Genomic DNA, 22,937 nt, shown 5'->3' with positions numbered 1-22,937 from the left:
GGTTCGGCGGACCGCGCACACCGGATACGAGAGGACCCACGAGTACATCGTGTCCATACTTTTCATACCGAGCTTCCAGCCGAGCGCCGAGATGAGGTCCGCTCAGTGACGTCCGTAGTGCGCACGGCCATGGGTGATTCGTTCGAGGATCTACATCCCAAGGTCCAATGGCGCTTCGGACTGGCCGCGGCGGACGGGTTTTGCCAGATCGGCGTCGGCGTCATGGAAGAGATGACCCATTCGGCGTTGGTGCCGAGGCCCGTTCTGGCGCTCGGGGCCCGGCGGGGTTTGTTCCCCGGGGGTCGAGGAACCGATATTCCCTTCACCGTCGCCAACTACGCGTACACCGACGATCTCGGACGGGAGACGATGTCGTTCGTGCGCCGTTTTTCCTTCGTCGGAAAGCCACAGGGCATGAACTCGGTGATGGTCACACCGGCTGTGTCCCAGGGGCACGATGTTGCGCTGGACTACCTGGGATATAGCTCGGACATGCTGGTACACACTCGATGTAGCGCGGACGCCGATGGTGGAATCCTGCTCGAGAGCGGCGCACCGCGGATACGTGGGCTACATGTCCCCGCGTTCGCATCTGCCCTGACAACCGGACGCGAATGGTGGGACGAGGGCGAGCAGCGGCATCGCATTCAGATCGACGTCACCAGCCCGATATTGGGTCGGCTGTTCCATTACCGAGGATGGTTCACAGCCGAGGAACGTCCGTGCGCTGCCGCTGACATTCCCGAAGATGCACGGCCGTCGCGGCTGGAAGAGCACGAATAGCGCTGGAACCCTCTGATGCTGGACATAGTCGAGCCAGAGGTGTTCCGTCACATGTGGTGAGAGATCAGCGGTAGCCCTTGGCCGGGTTGAGCAGATCGAGCACGATGGTCTGTCCGTTGGACCTGACATGGATCTCAGGGTTCTGCAGTCCACCGGAGGTGAGGTACTCACCGAGGAGCTGAAGTAGCTCGTCGGGGCCGACCGAGGTGTCTGGCGTACGGATGTCACCGGTGCGGCTGCCCAGCTCGTTCTGAGTGAGTCGGCCCGCTATGCGTACCGAGGCAACACCCATCGCGGTCCGGCGGTCGGGTGCTGCGCCGCGTGCCGGGCTCGACGACGGGCCGCTGCCGGCGCCGTTCGTTGCGTAGGTGCTCGATCGGCCGTTGGTCGGCAGGCCGTGCTCGGAGATCTGATCGCTAGTAGTCACTTCAACCTCGTTCGAATCTTTGGACGGCTGCTCGGGGCCGGCACTTGGGGGTTCCTGCTTCATGACCGATTGCTCCACTTCCTGCGTGATCGCAGGCTTTGCGGGCGTCGTAGGTGCCATCTCGGCGGGATCCTTCGCCGGAGGTGTGGCGGTCTTCGGATTGGTCGATGCAGGCGAGTCTGCCCAAGGCGGCAAAATGTCCGCGGCCAGTTTCGGGGTCGGCGTACTCAACCGGTGGGCCGGTGTTTGGCCGATCTTGATTCCCGCCTGCGGATAGCTGGAACCCTGCGTCATAGAAGACCTCGCGTCGTGAAGAACCTGTGTCATGCCACGTCTCGGTGTGCAATGTGCTGCACTCGAGTATGAAACGTACCCGAAGCCCGTTCGGACTTCGGAAGCGTAGCACTATGACTGTTTAGCGGGTCCGATTGCGAGTATTTTCCCGTTGCGGGTCACTCACCCGCAGCGACGAGGGGCTCCAGTGTCAGTTCGGGCATCTCCTTCTGGAGGTACTGCAGACGCCACTTGTCGCTGACGAGAGCGAGCAGCACGCCGTCCGTCCGCGTGAAAACCTCCACGCCGCGCTGGCGACCCAACTCGACCGCAGACTCGGTGTCGGTCCGACGAGCGAGCGAATAGCCCAGCGATTCCAGACGGGCATCGACACCGAACTCAGCTTTCATTCGGGCCATGACCACCTCGAACTGCATGGGACCGACAGCTGCGAGAACCGGCGAAGCGTCACCGCGAATATCGTTGCGCAACACCTGAACAACGCCCTCGGAGTCCAACTGCTCCACGCCGCGACGAAACTTCTTGTACTTGTCGGCGCTGTCCACGCGCAACAGTGCGAAGTGCTCGGGCGCGAACGAAGGAATCGGCGGGTACTCGACCTTCTTCTCCGTGTACAAGGTGTGCCCAGGTGCGAGAGCGGTGGCGTTGACGAGTCCCACGACGTCACCGGGATACGCGTGCTCGACGGTGGTCCGCTCCCGACCGAACACGGTCAAGGCGTACTTGGTGGTGAACGGCTTACCGGTCTGCGCGTGCGTCACGACCATGCCGCGCTCGAACACGCCAGACACGACGCGCATGAACGCCAACCGGTCCCGGTGCGCAGTATCCATTCCAGCCTGCACCTTGAACACCACAGCGCTGAACGGATCGGTCACTTGCCTCGCGATACCCTTGATGTCTTCCCTCGGCCCTGGCTGCGGCGCAAGCGCCACCAGAGTGTCCAAGATCTGGCGAACCCCGAAGTTGAGCATCGCCGAACCGAAAATGACGGGCGACGTCTGGCCGGCGAGGAACATTTCCTGATCGTGGCCCTGGCCGCTTGCAACCAGGAGTTCGCTCTCTTCGACTGCCGTGTCCCACTCGATGCCCTCGCGCGCAGCGGCAGCGTCGGCATCCATCAATTCCTCGGGGGCGATAGTGGCGCCACCAGCGGTGCGAGTGAATCGGATGTAATTGCCTGCCCTGACGTCGAGCAGACCACGGAAGTCTCCTGCGATGCCGACAGGCCAGTACAGCGGTGTCGGAGTCAGTCCGATGCGCTGTTCGATCTCGTCGAGGAGTTCCAGTGGTGACTGACCCGGCCGGTCCCACTTGTTGATGACGGTGATGACCGGAATGCCGAACTGGCGGCATACCTGAAAGAGCTTGAGCGTCTGTGGTTCCAGGCCTTTGGCTGCATCGATGAGCATCACTGCCGCATCGACAGCGGTCAGAACCCGGTAGGTGTCCTCGGAGAAGTCGGCGTGGCCGGGGGTGTCCACGAGGTTGATGACGTTGATCTCGTCGACGCTCCGGTCGAGCTGGTAATTGAACTGCAGCGCGGTCGAACTCACCGAGATGCCGCGTGCCTTCTCCATTTCCATCCAGTCCGAGACCGTGGCGCGTCGACCGGCCTTACCGTGGGTGGCGCCCGCTTCCGAGATCACTCGGGCGTGCAGTGCGAGGGCTTCGGTCAGCGTGGACTTGCCGGCGTCGGGGTGGGAGATGACGGCGAACGTGCGCCTGCGATGGACCTCGTGGACGAGTTCCTTGTGCGGGTTCTTCGGCTGCGCCGTCGACTCGGTGGCGGTACTGCTCTTGTCGACCGGAGCGTCTACCGAATCGGGCGGCGTACTCAAACGAACCTCAATCTCACGTTGTACGGCATCGGGCTCGTACCAGGGTACTCGGACGAAAAGGCGGTAACGGTTCACCTCCGCGCGAGGATTGAATAACCTGAACACCACCTGCCGCGACCACGCTCGCTCGACGAGGAGATGGCATTGAGTAAGTTCACCGAAGAAATGTTCGCCACGGCACAATCCAGTCGTCGCGGACTCGTGACCGGCGAGCCTGACCAGCCACTCCGTCAGTCCTGGGGTGAGATCCACCAGGACGCGCGCGCGATGGCGGGCGCTCTGGCCGAGGCGGGGATCGGGCACGGAGACGCGATCGGTGTCCTCGCCGGGCAGCCGGTGGACATCGCACCCGCCTGTCAGGCCACGTGGATGCGGGGCAGCTCGGTCACGATGCTGCATCAGCCGACGCCGCGGACCGACCTTGCCGTGTGGGGGCAGGACACCGAATCCGTGGTGAAGATGATCGACTCCAAGGCCGTCGTTCTCGGCGCCCCGTTCGACGTCGCCGCCCCGATTCTCGAGGAACGCGGCATCACCGTGTTGAAGATCGAAGACATGCGTCGCGGCTTTCCTGTCGATCCGATCGACACCTCGGAGTCCGACATCGCGCTCCAACAGTTGACGTCGGGGTCCACCGGGTCACCCAAAGCGGTGCGGATCACCCATGAGAACTTTTTCGTCAACGCGTACGCCATGATCGATCGGATCGAGTTCGACGTCGACCGCGACGTCATGGTCAGTTGGCTGCCATTGTTCCACGACATGGGTATGGTCGGGTTCCTCACCGTGCCCATGCAGGTCGGGGCCGAGGTCGTCAGTATCACCCCACTGGACTTCCTGCGGTCACCACTGCTGTGGGCCAAGCTGATCGACAAGTATCGCGGAACTGTAACGGCGGCACCGAATTTCGCCTACTCACTGCTCGCTCGACGGCTGCGACAAGCCGACGAAAATTTCGATTTGGATCTGAGCTCACTGCGTTACGCCTGGAACGGCGCCGAGCCGGTGGATCCGGACACGATGACGGCGCTCGCCGAGGCCGGGCGGCCGTACCAACTCGATCCGCTGGCCCTTGCCCCTGTCTACGGTATGGCGGAAACGACTCTGGCCGTGTCCATTCCGGACCCGTATCAAGGACAGGTGCTCGACGTCGTCGACGCAGACCTACTCGAGGCGATGGGTCGGGCGGTGCCGGCCACCAAGGGCAACGTGCGGGCCCTGGCGACGCTCGGCAAGATGGTGCCGAACCTCGAAGGACGCGTGGTGGACAAGGAAGGACAGGTATTGACACCGCGCGGTGTCGGCATCATCGAAGTACGCGGCAAAGCGGTTACCCCCGGATACATCACCGTCGACGGTCCGGTAGCAACCCAGGACGAGGACGGTTGGCTCGATACCGGCGACGTCGGATACTTCACCGAGGACGGTCTGGTCGTGGTGTGCGGGCGTATCAAGGACGTCATCATCATGGGCGGCCGCAACATCTATCCCACCGACATCGAGCGGGCCGCAGGGTCCGTGCGCGGAGTGCGCCCGGGCAACGCCGTCGCAATCCGTCTCGACGCCGGTGACAAGCGTGAAAGTTTTGCAGTTGCCGTGGAAACCAACGATTTTCGTGATCCGGAGGAGGTCAAGCGGATCGAGCGTGAAGTGGTCCACGCCGTGCACTCGGAGGTAGGCGTGCGGCCCCGCACCGTCGCTGTCCTCGGACCGGGTTCGATTCCGAAGACGTCCTCGGGCAAGCTGCGTCGGGCCAATTCGGCTGCGTTGCTGGGGTAGCGTGCACCCTTTTTGTAAAGCGCGCACAGGGGCTCGGACGTGAACAGGGCGCGAAGGTTGTCAAAAATGGTGTTGGCTTCAGCGCGGATGAACCTGGTTCTGCGCAGCTTCGAGCCCGACGCGTAGAAGCAGTTCCGCCGCATCGGCAGCTTCCTCACAGATCACGCCGAGATCTTTGCGTTCGGCCGCGGAGAATGGCTTCAGGACGTACGCGGCAGCATCCATCCGACCCGGCGGTCGGCCGACCCCGACCCGTGTGCGCAGATAGTCCTTGGTGCCCAGCTGCTGTGAAATCGAGCGCAGGCCGTTGTGTCCGCCCTCGCCGCCGCCGAGCTTGAGGCGAATCGCTCCGAACTCGATGTCCAGTTCGTCGTGCACGATCACGATGTTGCTCGGGTCGACGGAAAAGAAACGCGCAAGTGCGGCCACCGGTTGGCCCGACAGGTTCATGAACGTGCGCGGCTTGGCCACCACCACCGGGCGATCGCTCAGGCGCGCCTGAATCACTTCGGAATTGGACTTCTTGTGAGAAGAGAACTTTGCACCGATTCGAGCGGCCAACACGTCGGCGACCATGAAACCTACGTTGTGCCGCGTCGCCTCGTACTGAGGTCCGGGGTTCCCGAGTCCGACGATCAGGGCTGGCTCTACATTCACAGCGACCATGCTTCCATTCAGGTGACAAACAACAACGCGCCGCTCCCCAGTGCAGGGGAACGGCGCGTCGGTAGTTGAAGGGCCGAGATCAGCTCTCGGACTCTTCCGAGCTGTCCTCGGCTGCTTCCGGAGTGGCCTCTTCGGTGGCATCGCCTTCGAGGTCCGACTCGGACGGCGCCTCGACGACATTGACGAGCAGCAGTTCGGCGTCGGACACCAAGGTGACGTTCTCAGGCAGCGCGACGGCGCCTGCGAGGATCTGCGATCCGGCTTCGAGGCCCTCGACCGAGACGGTGATCGACTCGGGGATCGACAATGCGTCGGCGTCGATTTCGATGACGGTCGAGTCGGTGTAGACCAGTGTGCCAGCAGCGGCGTCGCCCTCGATGAGGACGTTGACCTCAACGGCGACGCGCTCGCCCTTCTTGAGGACGAGGAGGTCGGCGTGCTCGATGCTGCGACGGATCGGGTGCACGACGATGTACTTGGTGAGTGCGACCTGCTCTGCGCCGTCGATGTCGAGCGTCAGGACGGCGTTGGTGCCGTGGTTACGGAGAACGGAAGCGAAGGCACGCGAATCGAGTGCGAGGTGCTGCGGGTCGGTTCCGTGTCCGTACAGAACGGCAGGAACGAGGCCGTCGCGACGTGCGCGGCGGGCTGCACCCTTGCCGAATTCGGTGCGAACGATTGCCTTGAGGTTGTTAACAGTTTGCGCCATGTGGTGAATGCTCCTGGTGTATCGCTTGTGGCGGATAAAGACTCGTCGGGGCTGACACGTACGAGCAAGGCCAGGGGCCGAGCCGCGTCGATCACGGTAGTTCCTGTGTAGGTTCTACCCTCGCCGAGACAACCCGGAAGACTTTACACGACGGCGCTACCGACACCTCGAGTGCGTCCGGAACTCACCGGGTTCGGAGTGCCTCGACCATGTCGTCCAGCTGCGCGAACGTGACGAAATAGTGCGGTGACGCCCGTACGACGGCGTCGAGTCTCCGATGCGTCATGTCGAGGAGCGTCGAGCTGCGTGGACTCACGGTGACCGTCACACCCTTGGCTGCCAGGACGTCGCGGACGGCGGTCGGCGCGAGCTCCGCGACCGTGAAGGACACGATGCCGCTCTTGCGGTCGCCCAGATCGTGCACCGACACACCATCGAGACCCCGTAGCGCGGTCCGCAGGTATTCGGCACGCTGGGAGATCGCTTCTTCTGCGTTGTCGATGCCGATATCGAGTAGGTAGTCGACAGCGGCACCAAGCGCCAATCGAGCTGCGACGTCGCATTCCCAGAATTCGAATCGCGTGACGTCGGGCGCGAGTCGGTACTCGGACTCACCGATCCACTGGGCGCTGTGTAGGTCGAGGGCCGGCGGCTCCAGCGATGCGGACAGTTCTGGGCGCACGTACAGGAATCCGGTTCCACGGGGCCCGCGCAGCCATTTTCGCCCGGTTGCACTCAGAGCGTCGACTCCGAGCTCGGCGACATCCACGCGAATCTGACCGATCGACTGGCACGCGTCGAGCAACACGAGTGCGCCGAATCGGTGCGCAAGATCGACCACTGCGTGCACCGGATTGATCAGACCGCCGTTGGTCGGAGCGTGCACGAGCGAGACAATTCGGACGCGTTCGTCGAGCATTGCTTCCAGCGCGAGGAGATCTATCTGCCCTGTCGGATCACTCGGCACGATCTCGACCCGCCCGCCCGTTGCCGCCGCGCGTTGCAGGGCTGCGATCGCGTTGCTCGCGTACTCCACTTCGCACATCAGAATTCGATCACCCGCGGTCAGCGGAATCGAATAGAAGAAGTCGCTCCATGCGCGAGTTGCGCTGTCGCTCAACGCAATATCCGACGCCTCAGCGCCGATCAGCGTCGCAATCGAGGTCTTGACGGCGGTGAGATCGTGCTTGCGCTCGATGGCAGCGCGGTAGCCTCCGACGACGGCTTCTCGACGCAAATGCGCAACCGCAGTCTCGACGACGGGCGTCGGAGGCAGCGAGGACCCGGCGCTGTCGAGGAAGATTGCGGTCTCGGCGGCAGGGGTGTCGCGGCGAGTTCTTTCGAGGTCGAACACCGTGGATGAGCCCTCCTGTACGAGAAAGTTGTCGGTGCGATGTGATGCACTTCTGGTTATTGTCGATGCAGGATTGCACAGCATCCGCGTTTCGTGCAGCACGGCCCTGGGTAGTTCGGTCCCCTGGGTAGTTCGATCCACATTCGTACAGGCGAGTGTGGGTCATGCAAGGAGGCACTTTTGTCGTCCAACGAGAAGTCGCTCGGGTTGAGTTCTCGGCCTGCGGCCGAGGCCTATGTGTCGCGGGTCTGCTTCAAGCTCGGGCCGCCGCAGCTCATCGGTGCCGAATTGGAATGGTTGACGTTCGCCGAGGACGGAGACAGACCGTCACTCGAACATCTTGCCGACGCGCTGGGGGACTACGCACCGCGCAGCATCGCACCTGATTCACCCGCCCTGACGTTGCCGGGCGGAAGCGCCGTCACGATCGAACCGGGCGGCCAGATCGAACTCTCCAGCTCGCCGCATGCGTCGGTGACCGAACTGCAGCACGCGTTGGATTCGGACTCCCGTGTGGTCACCGACGTCATGGAAGCAGGCGGGATCTATATGGCATCGGTGCCCGCAGACACCGAGCGTGAGGCGCACAGAGTGCTGGTCTTACCGCGCTACTGCGCTATGGAGAATCGTTTCACCACCATCGGCCCGTTCGGAAAGCTGATGATGTGCAACACCGCTGCAGCTCAGGTCAGCGTCGACGCCGGGGTCGATCGTGCCGCGGTTGCTGCACGGTGGGAGATGTTGGAGGCCATCGGTCCCGCATTCGTTGCCGCGTTCGCATCCTCGCCTCGTCTGCGAGGCGCACCGGAAGGGGCCTGGGCGTCGCAACGCATGCGCACCTGGCTCGAACTCGACGACAGTCGCACCGCAGTTCCCGCCACCGGTGATCCCATTGCGGACTATGCGAGATGGGCGCTCGACGTCCCGTTGCTGTGCATTCGCAGTGAGGGGGAAAGCTGGGAGGCGCCCTTCGGATCGACGTTTGCGGATTGGCTTGCAGGGGATGTCGAGGCACTGGCCGGGCGACGGCCGACCACCGCCGACCTCGACTACCACCTGACCACTCTGTTCCCGCACGTTCGAGCCTGCGGACACCTCGAAATTCGGTACCTCGACGCCCAACCCGATGGGCAATGGGTCGTTCTGGCATCGGCGTTCGAATCGTTGTTGTCGACCCCGGCCGTCATCGAGGCGGCAACCGCGCTAGCCCACCGGACTGCAGGCCGATGGATCGATGCCGCACAGTCCGGGTTGGCGGATGCCGACCTGCGCGAGACCGCCGTCGAGCTGCTGCGGTTGTCTGCACGCGCGGGAGGTGATCACGCGGACTCGTTGTCAGCGGCCTCGGAGCGATGTCGCAGGGGCGAGTCACCCGAACCAGGGGACGCAGTGGCCCGTTCGATCAACGCATGCCATTCCACGCGCAAGGAGACGGTGTTGTGACAGTCGAGCAGCTTCGTGACCGAGTCGAGGTCGTACTCACCCGTAGTCGTGCACGTAGTGCGCTGCTGACGGAGAGTCTCGACGAGAAAGAGCTGACCGCGCAGCACTCGCCACTGATGAGCCCGCTGGTGTGGGACTTCGCGCACATCGGTAATCAGGAGGAGTTGTGGCTCGTCCGCGACGTCGGCGGTCGTGATCCGGTGCGCCAGGACATCGACGAGCTGTACGACGCGTTCAAGCACTCGCGTTCGAGCCGCCGGTCGCTGCCTCTGTTGTCGCCGGATGAGGCACGCGCCTACGTCGGCACCGTGCGGGAGAAGGTGTGGGACATTCTCGCGTCCAGCCCGCTCGATGGGCGCAGGCTCGAGCGTGACGCATTCGCGTTCGGCATGGTTGCGCAGCACGAGCAGCAGCACGACGAGACTATGCTTGCGACGCACCAGCTACGGCTCGGACCTGCGGTCCTCTCGGCGCCCGCGCCTCCCGCCCCGACCGTCGAGCCGGCCGGCGAGGTCGTGATCGAGGGCGGCACGTTCTCGATGGGCACCACCTTCGATCCGTGGGCACTCGACATCGAACGGCCGGCGCACTCGGTGTTCGTTCCCACCTTCGCGCTCGACGTCGCACCGGTCACCAACGGTCGGTATGTGGACTTCATCGAAGACGGTGGTTACGACCGAGAAGATCTGTGGAGCGAGCGCGGTTGGTCGCACCGGATCACCGAGGGACTTCGAGCGCCGTTGTTCTGGGAGCGTGACGCAGGTGGTGCGTGGTGGCGTCGCCGATTCGGTGTCACGGCCCCGATTCGGCCGAGCCAGCCTGTGGTTCACGTCGGCTTCTTCGAGGCAGAGGCCTACGCGCGCTGGGCAGGCAAGCGCCTACCGACCGAGGCGGAGTGGGAGAAGGCGGCGCGTTTCGACTCGTCGACCGGCTCGGTCCGCAAGTATCCGTGGGGAGATGCCGAGCCGACGGAAGCCCACGCGAATTTGGGTCAGCGGCATCTGGAACCGGCCGACATCGGGGCTTATCCAGCGGGCGCGACACCGCAGGGTGTGCAGCAACTCATCGGTGACATGTGGGAGTGGACTTCTTCGGATCTGGAGCCCTACCCGGGATTCGAGCCGTTTCCGTATGCCGAGTATTCCGAGGTGTTTCTTCGCGGTGACTACAAGGTGCTGCGCGGAGGTTCGTTCGGTACCGACGAGGTCGCGTGCCGGGGCACGTTCCGGAATTGGGACCACCCGATTCGTAGGCAGATCTTCGCCGGCTTTCGGTGTGCACGCGATGTCGAGTCACGCTGAATGTGCCGTCATCTCGGTTACCTAGGCCCGCAGCGCAGCGTCGCCGACGCTGTGACGGCGGGTAGTAATTCCCTGCGTGTGCAGTCGTGGGCGCCCAAGGACATGCGAGGCGGAGGCACCATCAATGCCGACGGCTTCGGTGCCGCGTGGTGGGATGCGGGCACCGTGCGCAGCTACCGAAATCAGATGCCGATCTGGTCGGACCCAGCCGTCGACGAGGTCCTCGTCGCCGCACAGTCGACGGCGATCGTTGCAGCGGTGCGCTCAGCCACCGTCGGAATGCCGGTGGAGCGCAGTGCGTGTGCCCCGTTCACGGACGGCACCTGGGCTTTCAGCCACAACGGTGTCGTCTTCGGTTGGCCGGAGGTGATGACGGACCTCGCCGAGCAAATCCCGTTGGCGGACCTTCTGCGCCTACCGGCACCGACGGATTCGGCAGCGTTATGGGTCATCCTGGCGAACCTTCTTCGTGAACACGAACCGGACAAGGCGTTGCGCATCCTGGTGAACCGCGTCGAATCCGTATCGCCGAGTTCGCGGCTGAATCTTCTGCTCTCCGACGGGCAGACGCTCTATGCCACGACCGTCTATCACTCGTTGTCCGCGCTACGAGGCGAAGACGCGATCACTCTCGCGTCCGAACCGCTGGACGACGATCCGTCGTGGGAACCGATTGCGGACCACCAGTTCGTGGTGGCCCGGCCCGGCTACCTCGACGTCACCGACCTCGATTGAAGGAGCATTTTCGTGTCAGACAATGCGTTGGATGTCCACATCTCGCCGGAACGGTTGCTGGAGGATTTGCGATCGGATGTGAGGCAGGGTCTGACTGCGTCGCCGAAGTGGCTCTCGCCCAAGTGGTTCTACGACGCCACTGGCAGTGAATTGTTCGAGCGAATCACCGAGTTGCCGGAGTACTACCCGACTCGAACCGAGCGGGCACTCATCGAGGCTCATGCCCACGACATCGCCGAGCGCACCGACGCGGCGATCCTCGTCGAACTCGGTTCCGGTTCTTCGGAGAAAACCAGATTGCTGATCGCGGCCGGAATCAAACACGGCTCGCTTGCAAAGTACGTTCCGCAGGATGTCTCGCCGTCGGCGTTGTCCGGCGCTATCGAGCAGATTTCACGCGAATTTCCTGCGCTCGAAGTCCATGGGATCGTCAGCGACTTCACGGACACCTTGCAGAATCTGCCCGCCGACGGGCGGAGAACTATCGCCTTCCTCGGGGGCACGCTCGGCAACTTGACTCCCGAGGAGCGCGCGGGGTTCCTGTCCGACATCGCCAGTGCACTGATAGCCGACGAATTTCTCGTCCTCGGAGTGGGCCTTGTCATCGATCCGGACGTTCTGATCCCGGCATACGACGACGCAGCCGGTGTGACGGCAGAGTTCAACGTCAACGTGCTGTCGGTACTCAACGATCGGCTAGGGGCGAATTTCGATCGCTCCCAGTTCGAACACGTTGCCGTGTGGGATGCAGACAACGAGTGGATCGAAATGCGACTCCGTGCAAAAGAGGCGCAGCACATTGCCGTCGCGGACCTGGCTCTCGATATCGAATTTGCCAAGGGTGAGGAGTTGCGCACCGAGATCTCGGCCAAATTTCGTCAAGAGGGGATTACGGCAGAGCTGGCCGACGCAGGATTCGATGTCGACCAGTTCTGGACGGACCCGCAGGAGCGATTCGCGCTGATCCTTGCTCGTCGCGGCCGCTGATCCTTGTCCCGCCCTCATTCTCGTCCCGACCGCCCGTGGCCGGCGCTGGTAGGAATGAGAGTAGGTACCACGCGATAAAGATCGGACGAGACGATGTCGAACAAGATTGTGTCCACGATCGGTCAGGTAGCCAAGTCCGCCTTGGGCGTCGTCGGTGTCCGCATCGGCACGGAAGAACCTGCCCATACCAGTCGGCGGTTGACCGACGCAGTGGAAATCCGTCGCTACGAACCGCGAATTGCCGCACAGACGACGGTTGACGCGGATGAAGAACAAGCACGCCGGGACGGGTTCCGGCGCCTAGCCGGATACATCTTCGGTGGTAATACGGGCTCACAGGAGGTCGCCATGACAGCGCCTGTCAGTCAATCGTCCGCCGACTCCCAGCGGATCGCGATGACGGCGCCGGTGTCGAGCACCGCCGACGGCGACAGCTGGGTAATCCGGTTCTTCATGCCGTCCTCATGGTCGATGGAGACGTTGCCTACGCCCGATGACGACCGCGTGAAGTTGGTCGAGGTCCCGGCGGAGACAGTTGCGGTGCTGCGCTTCAGTGGTAGCCGCGCCCGGGGCAACGTTTTGCCGCAGATGGAAAAATTGTCAGAAGTGTTGCGTGCCCTCAACATCGAGACGTCGAGTGAGCCGATGACTTGGTTCTACGATCCGCCCTGGACGCTGGCATTCCGGCGTCGTAACGAGATCGTCGTGTCGGTGCCCGAGGGTTCCTGACGCCCCGAAGGTTCCTGACGCATCGGACGTCGTCGACCGACCTGAGCACCGACTGAGCATCTTCCCACGCCGAACTTCCGGCGAGTAAAGGTGGAGTCAGCTGGTACGGCGACGAGCCTTTTCGAGGGCGCCCAGTGTGCCCATCACGCTCGTGCGCTGACTGTTGAGGTCCTTGAGCCGCGCACGGGCCGGCAATCCGGAGCTACCGTCGAGTGCGGCGATCTTCTCGTCGATGCTCGCCAACTGCTCGAGGAGTTTTTGTCCACGTGACTGAAGTTCGATCAGGTCGACACTGCTCACACCTGCCTGGGATTTCTTGGGAGCTGCTTTCCCTGATGCAGATACCGACGTCGGTGCTGCGGCAACTGCAGCAGCTGCCCTCGGACGCAATGCTTTGCGCACGGCGGCCGGATCGGGAAGCTTCTCGAGTCGGATGCGATTGAGAACCTCGCGTGCGTCGCGTGCGGTGACGCGGTACTCGCGCTCTTCCTCGTCTTCGGACGCGAGGGTCCCGCCGAGGGGACGCAAACCATACATTCCGATGAAGTGCTTGGCCTCGTCGATGATGGCTTCGTGTTCGCGGCATTGGCCGCAGCGTGGCTCGTTTCGATACATTTCGATCGAATCGGTGCTCCCACACCAGACGCACGCGCCCGGAGTCCAGCGGGCGATTCGGACGGTAGAAGTTGCGGTCGGGCTGTCCATAGTTTGTGCGTCGATCACGACGAGTCATCTTAGGTTACAACGAAACCCGCCCCGCACACCCCTCCCTGTCGAACTGCGGTTTTCGAACCTGTTAGTGACCAAGTTCATGCAGTGGGGGAGAGATGGCGGAGCGGGTGTAAAGGAACTGAGCCTGCGTCCAACCAAATAGTGCTGGGTGCTAAGCGACGCCGTTGAAGAGGCTTGTCACCGAACCGTTTTCGAAGACCTCGCGGATGGTGCGAGCAAGCAGCGGAGCGATGGACAGCACGGTGAGCGTGTCGAAGCGCTTGTCTTCGCTGATCGGGAGGGTGTTGGTGACGACAACTTCCTTTGCCCCGCATTCTGCGAGACGTTCGGCGGCAGGGCTGCTGAGGACGCCGTGGGTGGCTGCGATGACGACGTCACCGGCTCCGGCTTCCTTGAGCACCTTCACGGCTCCGGCGATCGTTCCACCGGTGTCGATCATGTCATCGATCAGAATGCAGGTGCGTCCTTCGACGTCTCCGACGACGCGGTTCGACTTGACCTGGTTGGGCACCAACGGGTCACGCGTCTTGTGAATGAATGCCAGCGGTCCGCCGCCGAAGCTGTCGGCCCACTTCTCGGCGACGCGAACGCGTCCTGAGTCAGGGGAGACGACGGTGATGTGTTCGAGGCTGTACTTGCTGCGGATGTGCTCGGCCAACTGACTGTGCGCGTGCATGTGGTCGACGGGGCCGTCGAAGAAGCCTTGAATCTGATCGGTGTGCAGGTCGACCGTGATGATGCGATCGGCGCCGGCGGTCTTGAGAAGATCGGCGACCAGGCGCGCGGAGATGGGCTCGCGTCCGCGGTGCTTCTTGTCCTGACGGGCGTACGGGTAGAACGGCAGAATTGCGGTGATGCGTTTGGCTGATCCGCGCTTGAGCGCGTCGATCATGATCAACTGTTCCATCAACCAGGTGTTGAGCGGGAACGGGTGGCTCTGCAGAACGAAGGCGTCGGATCCGCGGACCGATTCCTCGAAGCGAACAAAGATCTCACCGTTGGCGAAGTCACGTGCCGTTTGCGGGGTAAGGCCGATTCCCAGCTCCTTCGCCACCTGCTCGGCCAGCTCTGGATGTGCTCGACCCGCGAAGAGCATGAGGTTCTTCTGGTTGTCGATCCAATTGGGGGTGGTCACTGCTGTTCGCCATCCTTTGATTCGTGCGCGTTTGTCGACTTGGCAGCCACAGCCCGAACTGCAGCTTCCGCCGCTGCCGTTCCTGGCCGTTTTTTCTCGACCCAGCCCTCGATGTTGCGCTGGGAACCCGCAGAGACGGCGAGCGCCCCCGGGGGTACATCGTGTCGGAGCACTGTTCCAGCTCCGGTGTAGGCCCCGTCGCCTACTCGGACCGGGGCGACGAACATGTTGTCCGACCCCGTCCGGACGTGCGAACCGACGACGGTGCGGTTCTTGTCGACGCCGTCGTAGTTCACGAAAACGCTCGATGCGCCGATGTTGGAGTACTCACCGATGGTCGCGTCGCCGACGTACGTCAGGTGCGGAACCTTCGAGTGGTTTCCGATCGTCGAATTCTTGGTTTCGACGAAGGTTCCCACCTTGGCGCCGTTACCGATATCGGATCCTGGACGTAAGTATGCGAACGGTCCAACAGTGGCACCGGAGCCGATGGTCGCGAGATCGGCTTGGGTGCGTACCACCGACGCGCGCTCGCCGACGACGACGTCGCGAAGTGTGGAGTCGGGTCCGATGACGGAGTCCTCGCCGATGTGAGTGCTTCCCAACAACTGCACGCCGGGTTCGAGGCGGACGTCCGCGCCGAGAGTGACATCGACGTCGATCCAGGTAGTGGCGGGATCGACGACGGTGACGCCCGCGCGCATGTGTCGTTCGATGATGTGGCGATTGAAGATTGCGGTGACGCGGGCGAGCTGAACTCGGTCGTTGACACCCAGAACCAGGTCCGGATCTGCGAGCTGAGTGCCGTAGACCGCCAGGCCGCTGTTCTTGCTGATCTTGACCACGTCGGTCAGGTACAGCTCGTGCTGAGCATTCTGGGTGCTCAGTTTGCCCAGTGCAGTCCGCAGTGCGACGGCATCGAACGCGTAGACCCCGGAATTGACCTCGTCGATTCGAACCTGTGCCGGGCTCGCGTCGGCATGCTCGACGATTTCGGCTACTTCACCGTCTTCGGTACGTACGATTCGGCCGTATCCGTTGGCGTCGGCGGGCACGAATGTGAGGACCGTCGCTGCGGCTGGTTTGGGTGCGCTCAGGTGCTCGTCGAGCAACGCTTTGAGGGTGTGGCCGTCGAGCAGGGGCACGTCGGCGGCTGTGACGAGGACGGTGCCCTCGAAGTCGTCCGGTAGTGAACGTAAGCCGCACTGCACTGCGTGGCCGGTACCGAGTTGTTCGTCCTGAACGGCGGTGGAGATGGTGCGTCCGAGCTCGACACTCAACTCGTCGACCGATTCCGTAACTCGCTCACGATCGTGCCCGACGACGGTGACCAGGTGGTCGGGCCCTAGGTCGGCAGCGGCATGCAGAGCGTGGGCAAGCATCGTGCGACCGGCGAGGGGGTGGAGGACTTTGGGAGTCTTGGACCGCATCCGGGTGCCTGCTCCCGCTGCGAGAACGACCACGGCGGTGTGCAACGGCAACTGAGCTCCTTGCGAATTGCTGGTTACTTTCTCGACAGAAATTCTTCTCGCTCCGCCGCCAGGACTCGAACCTGAACTATCTGAACCAAAATCAGAGGTGCTGCCATTACACCACGGCGGATCGTGGACCAGCGGTTTCTCCTGAGACCGAAGACCTTTGTGAATCAGGTCTACAGCCGCAGTTCTCCCACCGAGCGCAACGAGTCTCGCATGAACGGTAGTTGCCAGTCGAACCGCGCCCAAAATTGACCACTAGGCTGGCCCAACGAGGCTCCTTGCAAGCAAGCGAGCGAAGAATTTCGGTGGGAGGCATTTTGTCCGAACCCGAGCGGGTACCGCGCGTCCGTATGACGGGGACGCAGCGACGTGAGCAGTTGATCGAGATCGGGAGGTCCCTTTTCGCCGAGCGCGGATACGAGGCGACATCGGTTGAAGAAATCGCAGGTCGGGCACATGTGTCCAAGCCTGTCGTGTACGAGCACTTCGGCGGGAAAGAGGGCCTGTATGCGGTGATCGTGGATCGAGAGATGTCGACGCTGCTGCAGATGATCACGTCTTCGCTCGAACAGAATCGCTCCCGAGTCCGCGTCGAGCGAGTCGCTCTGGCCCTGCTTACTTATGTGGAGGAGCGCACGGACGGCTTCCGAATCTTGGTTCGGGACTCACCGGTCGCCGCGGTGGCCGATGGCAAGTACTCCTCGTTGTTGAACGATGCGGTGTCTCAGGTGGGCCACATTTTGGCCGGGGACTTCGCGCGGCGCGGGTTCGATGCCGGGTTTGCTCCCTTGTATGCCCAAGCGCTGGTCGGAATGGTCTCGATGACGGCGCAGTGGTGGCTCGACGTTCGAGAACCTTCGAAAGAAGTTGTTGCGGCCCACGTTGTCAACTTGTGTTGGAACGGATTGACCAATCTGGAGGCTGCGCCGCAATTGGGCGGCAAATGAGCGGTCGATTTTCGCACTACCGCTCGAAAGAGCGGGTAGGGTCAAATTTGCAGCACTGAGAGTTACGTCACAGGTGCTGGATTTACAGGTTCGGACCGTTAGCAAGTTGACCGAGGCGAGAAAACCACTGGATGGTACCGTTCGCAGCATTGCGCAATGGCAGTCCCAGTATTCCTAAGGCGGATCCAATGGTCAGACAGGCCCGCGCTGAGATTACTCGCGATACGGTGTTGTCCGGTGCAGCGAACGTGTTTCTGCGTCTCGGCTACGCGAACGCGAGTCTCAGCGAAATCATCTCTCAATCACAGGTCACCAAGGGTGCTCTCTACTTCCACTTCGGGTCGAAGGAAGAACTCGCGCGTGCTGTGATCGACGAGGGCAACGCCAGGCTCACCGCCGCGTGCCTGCAGTTCAACGACGGCCGCATCCCGGCCCTCGAAGCTGCCATCGGCATCTCCTACATCGTGGTGGACATGTCGGTCACCGACCCCATGGTCTCGGCGATGATGCGTCTGAGCCACCAGATAGGTGACTACAGCGGCACCAAGGGCAATGTCATGGCCGGGTGGAGCGTCGCGTTCGATGCACTTGCAGCCAAGGCGATCAAGCAGGGTGATATCGATCCGGATGCGGACCCGAACACCATCGGGTCTCTCGTTCTCGAGATCCTCACCGGAGTGCACATGGTGGCCGTCGCTACCGGGACCACCGAGGAGTTGCCCTCACGCATGGAGCGCCTCTGGTACTACCTGCTTCCCTCGCTCGTCACGGCAGGCAAGCTCGACTACTTCCGCGAATTTGCAGCACGACGGGTCATCCGGCACTAGCTCCGACGGCTCGGTGGGCCTGCCCAGCCGTCGACGGGTCGGTCTGCTCCCATAGAATTGGCCGCGACCGCCGGTTTGCTCGTTCGCCAACATCTTGGTGCACTTTCCAACCGGGCTGCCTTCGTGTCGTCCTTCGTTCAGGAGCCCTGCTGTTGTCTTCCGATTCTTCGCTTCACCTGTCGGGCGTCGCGCGCGTCGCTCTGGCAGATTCCGCTTTGATGACCGTGAGCGAGGCCGTCGGGACTGCGGAATACACGCTCGTCGCGCCGAACTCCTCACGCCCGTTCGTCGCTGCCGCGATAGCGCAGCAGGCGCAGGTGCTCGTCGTCACCGCCACGGGACGTGAAGCGGACGATCTCACCGCTGAACTCGGCCAGATGTTCGGCGACTCGGTGGCGCAGTTTCCGTCGTGGGAGACCTTGCCGCACGAGCGGCTCTCGCCCAGCGCGGACACCGTCGGCCGCAGACTCGAAGTGCTGCGTCGGCTCGCGCGGCCGGACGACCAGGATTACGGCCCACCTCTCCAAGTGATCGTCACCACGGTGCGATCGCTCGTTCAGCCGATGGCCCCGGGGCTCGGCGAGATCGAGCCGATCGGATTGAAGGTGGGCGTCGAGATCGATTTCGACGGCCTGATCCACCGACTCGTCGAGTTGGCGTACTCGCGTGTGGACATGGTCGGCAAACGCGGCGAATTCGCCGTCCGTGGTGGCATCCTCGACATCTTCTCCCCGACGGCCGATCATCCGGTGCGTGTCGAGTTCTGGGGTGACGAGGTCACCGAACTCCGCGCGTTCTCCGTGGCCGATCAGCGCTCCCTACCCGATGTCGTCATCGAGTCGGTCATCGCACCGCCCTGCCGTGAATTGATTCTTACTCAGGACGTCCGCGATCGTGCGGCGGCGCTCGCCGGTGACAATCAGGCCGATGCGGCCCTGGTGGAGATGTTGGACAAGATGTCTGCCGGGGTACCGGTGGAAGGCATGGAAGCGTTGCTTCCGCTGCTGCAGCCCGGTGAACTCGAGCTACTGGCCGATGTGCTGCCGAAGGGTGCGCACGTCCTGCTGTGCGATCCAGAGCGAATCCGCACGCGTGCAACAGATTTGGTCCGTACCGGGCAGGAGTTCCTCGAAGCGTCGTGGACGGCGGCGTCCGTGGGTGGAGCAGCACCGCTCGACACCGCCACCGTGGACACCAGCAGCCTGGGCGGGACGAGTCTCGACCTCGGAGCGTCCGCCTACCGTTCGCTACGCCAGATCCGCGAATCCGCGCAGGCGCTCGGTCGGCCGTGGTGGACCATCAGTCCACTGGCTTCGGGCAGCGAGACCGAGGTCGAATTGGCTGTCGAGACCGTCCCCGAGGTCCGGGGTTCGGAAGAGTTGCTCACCGGACTCTTTGCCATGCTCCGAGCACATGTGTCCACCGGCGGTCGCGCCGTCATCGCCGTCGCGGGCGCGGGAACCGCAACGCGTATCATCGAGCGGCTCGGCGAGGCCGAAGTGCCCGCTGTCGCAATAGATTCGGGTTCCGAACCATTGCCCGACGTCGTGAGCGTCCTGTGTGCCTCTCTCCACGCCGGACTGATCCTGCCCGACGCGAAGCTTGTGATCGTCACCGAAAGCGACCTGACGGGTAACCGCGTTGCCGCCGCCGAGGGCCGAAAGCTACCGGCCAAGAGGCGAAATCAGGTCGATCCACTTGCGTTGAAGGCCGGCGACAGTGTCGTGCACGATCAGCACGGTATCGGCCGGTTCGTCGAAATGGTCGAGCGGACCATCGGTGGAGCTCGCCGCGAATACCTCGTCGTGGAATATGCACCCAGCAAGAGGGGGCACCCGGGGGATCGATTGTTCGTGCCGATGGATTCCCTGGATCAGCTCTCCCGCTATGTCGGCGGGGAAATGCCGTCACTGAGCAAGCTTGGTGGTTCGGACTGGTCGAACACGAAACGTAAGGCGCGCAAGGCTGTTCGAGAGATCGCCGGAGAGCTCGTGCAGCTGTATGCGGCTCGTCAGGCGGCGCCGGGCCATGCTTTCGGCCCGGATACTCCATGGCAGCGTGAAATGGAGGACGCGTTCGCGTTCACCGAGACGATGGACCAGATGACGGCCATCACCGACGTCAAGGCGGACATGGAGAAGCCGGTCCCGATGGACCGTGTCATCCTCGGCGACGTCGGTTACGGCAAAACCGAGATCGCTGTTCGCGCCGCTTTCAAAGCAGTCCAAGACGGCAAGCAGGTCGCCATCCTCGTGCCGACTACCCTGTTGGCGCAACAGCATCTGCAGACCTTCACCGAGCGCATGGCGGCCTTCCCTGTGACGGTCAAGGGGCTCTCTCGCTTCACCCACGGTTCGGACTCGAAGCTGGTCATGGCCGGGCTCGCCGACGGGACGGTCGATATCGTCGTCGGTACCCACCGGTTGCTGCAGACCGGTGTGGCGTGGAAAGACCTGGGGTTGGTCATCGTCGACGAGGAACAGCGATTCGGCGTCGAGCACAAAGAGCACATCAAGTCCCTGCGTACGCATGTGGATGTCCTGACCATGTCGGCGACACCGATTCCTCGTACTCTGGAGATGAGCCTGGCCGGCATTCGCGAGATGTCGACCATTCTGACTCCGCCGGAAGAGCGTCACCCAGTACTCACCTATGTGGGCGCCTACAACGACAAGCAGGTCGCTGCGGCGATCAGACGCGAACTGCTCCGTGACGGTCAGGTCTTCTTCGTGCATAACCGAGTCAGTTCGATCGACAAGGCAGCCAAGAAGATTCGTGACCTCGTACCGGAAGCTCGGGTGTCCACCGCGCACGGTCAGATGAACGAGGAGACGCTCGAGCGAACCGTGCAGGGGTTCTGGGAACGTGAAACGGACGTACTCGTCTGCACCACCATCATCGAAACCGGACTCGATATCTCGAATGCGAACACCCTGATCGTCGAACGCAGTGATTCGCTGGGGCTTTCGCAGTTGCACCAGCTTCGTGGTCGGGTCGGGCGTAGTCGCGAACGTGGCTACGCGTACTTCCTGTATCCGCCCGAGAAGCCGCTCACCGAGACTGCGTACGACCGTCTGTCCACCATCTCGCAGAACTCCGACCTCGGTGCCGGTATGGCCGTGGCAATGAAGGACCTCGAAATTCGCGGTGCCGGTAACGTTCTCGGCGCCGAACAGTCCGGCCACGTGGCAGGTGTCGGTTTCGACCTGTACGTCAGATTGGTCGGTGAAGCTGTCGAGGCCTATCGCGCAGCTGCTGACGGCAAGCCCATCACCACCGACGAGGCCCCCAAGGAAGTTCGGATCGACCTGCCCGTCGACGCCAACATTCCGCCGGACTACGTCACCAGTGATCGACTTCGTCTCGAGGCATATCGGAAGTTGGCCGCTGCTGCGGATTCCGAAGGCATCAATGCCGTCATCGAGGAGTTGGTGGATCGCTACGGCCCGCTGCCCGAGGAGGTCGGCAGGCTCGTTTCCGTCGCAAAGCTGCGGCTTATCGCCAAGGAATACAACCTCACCGACGTCAATGTCGCTGGTACACAGGTCAAGTTGGCGCCGATGGATCTTCCCGATTCCAAGCAGATCCGGCTCAAGCGTCTCTATCCGAGCGCGCAGTACCGCGCGAGCACCGGCGTCGTGCAGTTGCCACTGCCGCGCGTCGAAGGTGGGGGAGTCGGGGCGGCCAGGGTTCGTGACGTCGAATTGGTGCAGTTCATTGCCGACCTGATTCTTTCGCTCGACAGTAAGCCGTCTCGATCGGTTCTGTTGGAGCACACTGTGGGCGTGTGATGACGGTAGTCTTGCTTGATCCGACCCGGCCCGGTCAAGTTCCCGCGGAAGCCGTTGAATTCCTCAGTGGGGTAGTGGAATTCACCGAGGAAGTGCCCGTCGGTATTCGGTGGCTGTTCGCCGGAACCGCACGTGCCGACGACTCCGGCGGTGTGCTCGTCAGCACCGATCCGCGTAATGGTGATGTCCTCGAGCGTATTCGGCGCGGTGACCGGGTTATAGCCTCCCCGAAACTACCCGGTGACGATCTCATCGCAGCAGTCGTTCTGATGGACCGACTCCGAACGATCGGGGGCTGGGAAGCGCAACAGACGCATGCCTCGTTGAGCGGCTACCTCCTCGAGGAAACCTACGAGTTGCTCGACGCAATTCACAGCGGGAACCTCGTGGATCTGAAGGAAGAATTGGGCGATCTCCTGTTGCAGGTCTTGTTCCATTCGAGGATCGCTCAGGACACAGAACACGGCGGCTTCGACGTCGACGATGTCGCTGCCGGTCTGGTCGCAAAGCTGACACACCGCACACCCCACCTGACCGACGGCTCGACGGGACCCATCGACGTCGCGACTCAGGAACGAGCGTGGGAGGAACGCAAGGCGGCGGAGAAGGCGCGAGGATCATGCCTCGACGGCATCGCGATGGCTCAGCCCGCGCTTGCATTGACGCAGAAGATCATTGCGCGCGCATCCAAGGCAGGCCTCCCGAACGAGCTGGTGCCCGACGACCTGCGAACAGTGCACATCGGTCTCGATCACAGCAGTGGGGGCGAGAGTGCGGAAGATCTGCTCCGCCGTCGGGTGCTGGAGTTCGCCGAGCGCATCCGTTCTGCCGAAGTGTCGGCCAAGGATCGCGGGGCTGTTCCCGGGCAGCTCTCCGCGATCGAGTGGATCGAAAACTGGGGCCTGCGGGCGTAACTTTGCACCGCACTCCCAACTTGAATGGCGCACTCGAACTATTTGATCGTATGAATGTGCCATTC

At 62.8% G+C, this 22,937-nt stretch carries 19 protein-coding genes and 1 tRNA gene; 11 read left to right on the top strand and 9 right to left on the bottom strand.

From position 1 onward, the window contains the following. Nucleotides 1–105 precede the first annotated feature (105 nt). On the top strand, nt 106–783 hold the full coding sequence (locus ABIB36_RS00155) for a DUF4166 domain-containing protein (protein ID WP_354558842.1): 678 nt from the start codon (nt 106–108) through the stop codon (nt 781–783). A 64-nt stretch (nt 784–847) separates the two neighbouring features. Here ABIB36_RS00155 and ABIB36_RS00150 read toward each other — a convergent pair whose 3' ends face one another. Together ABIB36_RS00150 and ABIB36_RS00145 are read right to left on the bottom strand one after the other, a co-directional pair. Then, a complete protein-coding gene (locus tag ABIB36_RS00150; RefSeq protein WP_084348080.1) occupies nt 848–1,504 on the bottom strand; it encodes a hypothetical protein in 657 nt (218 codons plus the stop codon). Between the two features lie 158 nt (nt 1,505–1,662). After that, nucleotides 1,663–3,345, bottom strand: a complete 1,683-nt coding sequence (locus tag ABIB36_RS00145; RefSeq protein ID WP_084348081.1) for a peptide chain release factor 3 — start codon at nt 3,343–3,345, stop codon at nt 1,663–1,665. A 144-nt stretch (nt 3,346–3,489) separates the two neighbouring features. Between ABIB36_RS00145 and ABIB36_RS00140 the strand changes: the two genes are divergently transcribed. Beyond that, nucleotides 3,490–5,124, top strand: coding sequence for a fatty acyl-AMP ligase (locus ABIB36_RS00140; protein ID WP_354558841.1), 1,635 nt, complete (start codon nt 3,490–3,492; stop codon nt 5,122–5,124). 78 nt (nt 5,125–5,202) lie between these two features. Here the strand turns inward: ABIB36_RS00140 and pth are convergent, their stop codons facing one another. The 3 genes from pth to ABIB36_RS00125 all read right to left on the bottom strand — a co-directional run bounded on the left by pth (nt 5,203) and on the right by ABIB36_RS00125 (nt 7,853). After that, the gene (gene pth, locus ABIB36_RS00135) at nt 5,203–5,781 is read right to left on the bottom strand and encodes an aminoacyl-tRNA hydrolase (protein ID WP_354558840.1); all 579 of its coding nucleotides are present in this window, start codon (nt 5,779–5,781) and stop codon (nt 5,203–5,205) included. An 88-nt stretch (nt 5,782–5,869) separates the two neighbouring features. After that, nucleotides 5,870–6,499, bottom strand: coding sequence for a 50S ribosomal protein L25/general stress protein Ctc (locus ABIB36_RS00130; RefSeq protein WP_084347890.1), 630 nt, complete (start codon nt 6,497–6,499; stop codon nt 5,870–5,872). 184 nt (nt 6,500–6,683) lie between these two features. After that, nucleotides 6,684–7,853: an aminotransferase class V-fold PLP-dependent enzyme gene (locus tag ABIB36_RS00125; protein WP_354559276.1), complete on the bottom strand. Its 1,170-nt coding sequence runs from the start codon at nt 7,851–7,853 to the stop codon at nt 6,684–6,686. Nucleotides 7,854–8,033: 180 nt separating this feature from the next. Between ABIB36_RS00125 and egtA the strand changes: the two genes are divergently transcribed. The 5 genes from egtA to ABIB36_RS00100 all read left to right on the top strand — a co-directional run bounded on the left by egtA (nt 8,034) and on the right by ABIB36_RS00100 (nt 13,048). After that, nucleotides 8,034–9,296, top strand: coding sequence for an ergothioneine biosynthesis glutamate--cysteine ligase EgtA (gene egtA, locus ABIB36_RS00120; protein WP_354558839.1), 1,263 nt, complete (start codon nt 8,034–8,036; stop codon nt 9,294–9,296). Then, nucleotides 9,263–10,597, top strand: coding sequence for an ergothioneine biosynthesis protein EgtB (egtB, locus tag ABIB36_RS00115; RefSeq protein ID WP_354558838.1), 1,335 nt, complete (start codon nt 9,263–9,265; stop codon nt 10,595–10,597). Before egtA ends, egtB begins: the two co-directional genes overlap by 34 nt. Further along, nucleotides 10,598–11,332 carry an ergothioneine biosynthesis protein EgtC gene (gene egtC, locus ABIB36_RS00110; RefSeq protein ID WP_084347893.1) on the top strand — a complete coding sequence of 245 codons (735 nt, stop codon included), beginning with the start codon at nt 10,598–10,600 and terminating at the stop codon, nt 11,330–11,332. Between the two features lie 12 nt (nt 11,333–11,344). Next, nucleotides 11,345–12,319 carry an L-histidine N(alpha)-methyltransferase gene (gene egtD / locus ABIB36_RS00105; protein ID WP_354558837.1) on the top strand — a complete coding sequence of 325 codons (975 nt, stop codon included), beginning with the start codon at nt 11,345–11,347 and terminating at the stop codon, nt 12,317–12,319. 93 nt (nt 12,320–12,412) lie between these two features. Further along, the gene (locus ABIB36_RS00100; RefSeq protein ID WP_084347895.1) at nt 12,413–13,048 is read left to right on the top strand and encodes an SOUL family heme-binding protein; all 636 of its coding nucleotides are present in this window, start codon (nt 12,413–12,415) and stop codon (nt 13,046–13,048) included. Between the two features lie 96 nt (nt 13,049–13,144). On the opposite strand, the gene ABIB36_RS00095 is transcribed toward ABIB36_RS00100, so the two are convergent. The 4 genes from ABIB36_RS00095 to ABIB36_RS00080 all read right to left on the bottom strand — a co-directional run bounded on the left by ABIB36_RS00095 (nt 13,145) and on the right by ABIB36_RS00080 (nt 16,517). Continuing rightward, nucleotides 13,145–13,771: a hypothetical protein gene (locus ABIB36_RS00095; protein ID WP_179142350.1), complete on the bottom strand. Its 627-nt coding sequence runs from the start codon at nt 13,769–13,771 to the stop codon at nt 13,145–13,147. Nucleotides 13,772–13,931: 160 nt separating this feature from the next. After that, entirely contained in the window at nt 13,932–14,915 is a 984-nt protein-coding gene (locus ABIB36_RS00090; RefSeq protein WP_084347897.1) for a ribose-phosphate diphosphokinase, read from the bottom strand. Then, nucleotides 14,912–16,396 carry a bifunctional UDP-N-acetylglucosamine diphosphorylase/glucosamine-1-phosphate N-acetyltransferase GlmU gene (gene glmU, locus ABIB36_RS00085; protein ID WP_179142351.1) on the bottom strand — a complete coding sequence of 495 codons (1,485 nt, stop codon included), beginning with the start codon at nt 16,394–16,396 and terminating at the stop codon, nt 14,912–14,914. The genes ABIB36_RS00090 and glmU overlap by 4 nt, the downstream gene beginning before the upstream one ends. Before the next feature lie 50 nt (nt 16,397–16,446). Beyond that, a tRNA-Gln gene (locus ABIB36_RS00080) sits at nt 16,447–16,517 on the bottom strand. Between the two features lie 226 nt (nt 16,518–16,743). On the opposite strand from ABIB36_RS00080, the gene ABIB36_RS00075 reads away from it, so the two are divergent. The 4 genes from ABIB36_RS00075 (at nt 16,744) to ABIB36_RS00060 (ending at nt 22,872) form a co-directional block, all read left to right on the top strand. Further along, the gene (locus tag ABIB36_RS00075) at nt 16,744–17,340 is read left to right on the top strand and encodes a TetR/AcrR family transcriptional regulator (protein WP_179142360.1); all 597 of its coding nucleotides are present in this window, start codon (nt 16,744–16,746) and stop codon (nt 17,338–17,340) included. Between the two features lie 188 nt (nt 17,341–17,528). After that, nucleotides 17,529–18,167, top strand: coding sequence for a ScbR family autoregulator-binding transcription factor (locus ABIB36_RS00070; protein ID WP_084348086.1), 639 nt, complete (start codon nt 17,529–17,531; stop codon nt 18,165–18,167). Nucleotides 18,168–18,385: 218 nt separating this feature from the next. Then, entirely contained in the window at nt 18,386–21,958 is a 3,573-nt protein-coding gene (gene mfd, locus ABIB36_RS00065) for a transcription-repair coupling factor (RefSeq protein ID WP_354559275.1), read from the top strand. After that, nucleotides 21,958–22,872, top strand: a complete 915-nt coding sequence (locus tag ABIB36_RS00060; RefSeq protein WP_354558836.1) for a nucleoside triphosphate pyrophosphohydrolase — start codon at nt 21,958–21,960, stop codon at nt 22,870–22,872. Before mfd ends, ABIB36_RS00060 begins: the two co-directional genes overlap by 1 nt. Nucleotides 22,873–22,937: the final 65 nt, after the last annotated feature.

The organism is Rhodococcus sp. UYP9, from assembly GCF_040547235.1.
GTDB lineage: Bacteria > Actinomycetota > Actinomycetes > Mycobacteriales > Mycobacteriaceae > Rhodococcoides.
The sequence above is the reverse complement of the archived record's forward strand: the minus strand, read 5'-3'. Positions and strand labels throughout refer to the sequence as shown.